Raw genomic sequence first — 4,100 nt, forward strand, 5'->3', positions numbered from 1 at the left:
ATAATATGAACTTCTGAATTAATTTTTTTTGGGAAATCTTCTAACAATTCATATGGTACAAAGGGATCGTTATCAGAGAAAAATGAAATTCTATTTTTACATTTCTTATCAAAATCTTTAATCTCTTTCATAAAGAATGATTCATTTACTTTGTCAAAATCTTTAATATTTATTAAACCGTTAAATCCACTTATACTATATAGACTATCAATTTTTATATTATTTTCAATAACATATTTTACTATAAATATTGGTCCTATACTATGAGCTATAAAAACAGTATTTTCATTTATTTTGTCTTTATACTTATTAAGCTCATTTTTCCAAGCATCATATTTTTGAATATCTAATCCTACTGGAAAATTAGGTGCAGTTACATCTTGATTTAATTCAATTAATTTATCTCTTAACCATGGATACCAATCTGTATTGGAATCAACAAAACTTCCATGTATTATAAAATAATTTTTCATATATATCACCTACCACAATTATAGCATAAAAAAGACTAGTTTTGGCTAGTCTTCTTTCATTAATACTTTTTTTTCTAAGTTTTCATAATAATTATTTAAAATGACATTATATCCTCTAATCATATTAGGATGAACTGTTATTCCATTAATATTTAGAGATAATAAGTATTCTAAATTATCAACATAATTTGCATGTTCCCCACAAATATAAATTGGGATATCTTTCATTGCTTTTACAACGTTAACTATTTCTTTCATTGCTTTTTTTACTTTTTGGTTTAAAATAGAAAAATCAGGATCATTAAAATCTCGCTTTTTACCTAAAACACTTTCAGTTAAATCGTTGGTTCCTATAGAAATGAAATCTGGCTCCTCATCTATTATTTTATCAATTTTAGGTACTGCTTCTTTTGCTTCTATCATGGCACCAATTTCTATATCAAAATAATCCTCTTCTTTAGCAACACACAATATTTCCTCTTTGAGAATACTAAATGAAATATAATAACAAACATATGGTACTAATATCTTAGCAATTTTTTTATGGCATTTTGCAGCGTGGATAATTGCTTTTACTTCACTATGTAATATTTCTTTTAAATTGGATTCAGATAATAAATCTGCACCTCTATCACTACTGCGATAACTATTTTTTAAACGATATCCATATTTTCTTGCTAAATCCTCTATATGATAATCAGTTAATCTAAAAACAATATTTTTATCTCCTACAAGAGAATACATGCGACAACAATTATTATATATCTTCTCAAATATTTTAAGATGTGTCGAATCATTCTTATCTGGATTTATTGAATCTATAATTTTTAAAACATTAAGAGATATTTCTTGATCATTTCCAACAATAAATTCATTTCTAAATAATCCTATTCCTTCTGAGCCTTCACTTAACCCTTCTATTAGCGTTTCTAAAGTTGATGCGTCGCTAAGTAATTTAATTCTAGTTTTTGGTTTGCCATAATCAACGCCTGTATCTGCTAGAGCTACATCTTTTTTATTATAACTACTTAATGATTTGTCTAGATTTATAATTTTATGTTCACCAAATTTTGTTCCCCTAATATCTACCTTAGATGCATCTATCACTTCATCAATAATTGCTTCTCTTAAATCTGCTCCTCTAATAGAATTAGGATTTGAGTTAACATTAATTAATTTTATTCTTCTTTTGTTATCTCCAAAAACTATACTACTTGTACTTACCCTAGCACAGTCCAAAATTGGTTGTTCATCAAAAGGAAATGGAAACTTGTCAATATACTTTCCTCCATAATCTCCACTAATTGCGGTGGTTTTGTCAAATTCATAAAACTTCCCGTTATCACATATCCATTGCCTATCTTTATATTTTTGAGGGGCAACATGTTGATATGCTTCTCTTGCTGTTAACTTATGATTAATAACATCTATTATATCTTCTCTGATGAAACCTAAATATTCCATATAATCTATAAACTCATCTATTTCTTCATCATCTGTTAATTTTGAAAAAGTACAATCATATTTTAAATCTGTTCTTCCTTCTTCTAATAAAATATATCTGGATAATGTAATATCATATGCTGTAGTTGTTACATTAACATTTCCAGTTGTAGTTTGAAACGCATGTATCTTGCCAGTAATTTTGTTTTGTTTATCAATCTTTTTCGTAACATATAATATAATCGAAGCGTTTACGGTCTCATGAGCACTAAACCAAATTTTTCCCCATATTCCACCATCTTTATATTTTTTTCCAGTATTACAAAAACCAACACCTGGTATATTATCATTAAAATTTCTTTTATGTAAATCATAGGCAAATTGCACTAGTTTACCTACTTCTTTATTGAACTTGAATTCCCTATAATTCATAATAACACTCCCTAGATAAGTATTTATTATATATAAAGTTATTCCGATTTTCAAGGCTTTTTGATATAGTAATTCTTGACTTTTAATAACATATAAAATATTATAAGTGATTAAGTGAGGAATGGGTTATGAAAAGAAAAGATTCTACAAATATACTGGAAAGAGTTAGTTCAAAAGAACTTACAAAAATGTGCGGTATTTTAGTAAGCGTTTTATATGATCTTAATTTAATTAATTATAAAGAACTACAAGTAAAATGGCATACCGTTAATGAATTACTAGATAGATTTAGAGGACTAGTAAGATTATGTACTATTCAATATCCTGAATTATCATTTAAATCTCTTGAGCATGATAAAAATGAAGGAAGAAAAGTATATGATGGTGATTTTGTTGTCGGGTTTTATACTATAAAGGGACCAGTAAGTTTCTATTTTAAAAAGAAGTATTTAAAAGAATTTAATCATTTGCCATTTAGTGAAACTGCTCCTTTAATTAGTGTCAATCCTACTATCTCACACGAAGAAAGAATACAAAAAATACGTACTTTTAGGATGATGGCAGCCAATAATTATTCTAAGGAAATGATAATCGATGAAATAAATAATTCTATATATTTAGATGGATCACAAAAACCTAAGAATAGAAATCTTATTGAAATAACAGAGGAAAAGTTAAATGACATTTGCAAGGAAAATGCTAAACCTAAGGTTTTAGAAGAAGACCTAACTCAGCAATTAAGTGATATTTTAAATGCTTTAACAAAAAGAAAAATAATTGATTCTAAGGATTTATGTATGGTGTGGCATCCATCAAAAGATTACTTCAATTTTATTCTTGAATTAATGGCTCTATTTACAGTATCATTCCCTGAATTAGCATTTGCATCTTATAAACATTATGATGAAAAAAATGATTCAATATCTAACTTTAATGGTGATTTTATTACTGGATTATATACTCCGGAGGGTCCAATTTCTCTTCATTTTAAAAATACTGAAGCTACTAAATTTAATCATTTGAATTGGATAGAAAATGCTCCTATGTATGATAATTATGATCATACTGAAGTTATGAACAGATTAAATTCTCTAGCAATAACTCTATCAAGTAAAAAATCAAAAGAAGATATTTTAAAATCAATAAATACAAATATATATTTACATGAATCACATAAGACTAATCCTCAGTATCAAAAAAACTAAGTATTTAATACTTAGTTTTATTATATTCTTTCTATCTTTTTATCTGCCATAAATTTTCCTCTTTGTTTGACTGTTGTAACACAAGAAAAGACTAGTTGTCTAGTCTTTTTACTTATTATTTGGCAGATTGTATGATTTTAAATACTGATACGCTTCCGCTTGCTGTTGCGCAGCAATTCTTGATGCTTGTATTTGGTCATCCTCTTCTCTTTTTCTTTCAAAATAGTCATACCAAACTTTCGCGGTAGCTTTATTTAATTCATTAATATATTGATTTTTGTAACGAACATCGGTATTAAGAAGTTGTAAATCATTAGTTAAATTAACTATACTCATTCCTTCAATTGAATCTATTCCATAACAACATAAATGATTTTCTGATGGAATCGGATAAAGTTTCATGCCTGTTACCATTTCATAAATGCCATCAGGCTTTTTTACTGCGTAAACACCTATTTTAACATCACAATTAGTAAGTTTTGATACAACTCTTTTATTGCCCCAAAATCCGGTCTCCTCGACAGGAACAATACGTAACATTTTAATA

Annotated in this window: 4 protein-coding genes; 1 reads left to right on the top strand and 3 read right to left on the bottom strand. The window is 27.1% G+C overall.

Going from position 1 to position 4,100, the window contains the following annotated elements; genetic code table 11:
• Together QZZ11_RS07170 and QZZ11_RS07175 are read right to left on the bottom strand one after the other, a co-directional pair.
• Window positions 1-473 (bottom strand): alpha/beta hydrolase (locus QZZ11_RS07170; protein WP_292474820.1); only part of this gene is annotated, 473 nt, incomplete at its 3' end.
• 45 nt (window positions 474-518) lie between these two features.
• The gene (locus QZZ11_RS07175) at window positions 519-2,348 is read right to left on the bottom strand and encodes a putative PEP-binding protein (protein WP_292474821.1); all 1,830 of its coding nucleotides are present in this window, start codon (window positions 2,346-2,348) and stop codon (window positions 519-521) included.
• Window positions 2,349-2,476: 128 nt separating this feature from the next.
• Here QZZ11_RS07175 and QZZ11_RS07180 point away from each other — a divergent pair, with 128 nt between their 5' ends.
• Complete coding sequence (locus tag QZZ11_RS07180; protein ID WP_292474822.1) at window positions 2,477-3,553, top strand: hypothetical protein; 1,077 nt, start codon at window positions 2,477-2,479, stop codon at window positions 3,551-3,553.
• A 108-nt stretch (window positions 3,554-3,661) separates the two neighbouring features.
• Here the strand turns inward: QZZ11_RS07180 and QZZ11_RS07185 are convergent.
• On the bottom strand, window positions 3,662-4,100 hold a 439-nt coding region (locus QZZ11_RS07185; protein ID WP_292474824.1), incomplete at its 5' end, for a hypothetical protein.

This window comes from Methanosphaera sp., assembly GCF_016282985.1.
In the GTDB taxonomy this organism is placed as follows: Archaea; Methanobacteriota; Methanobacteria; order Methanobacteriales; family Methanobacteriaceae; genus Methanosphaera.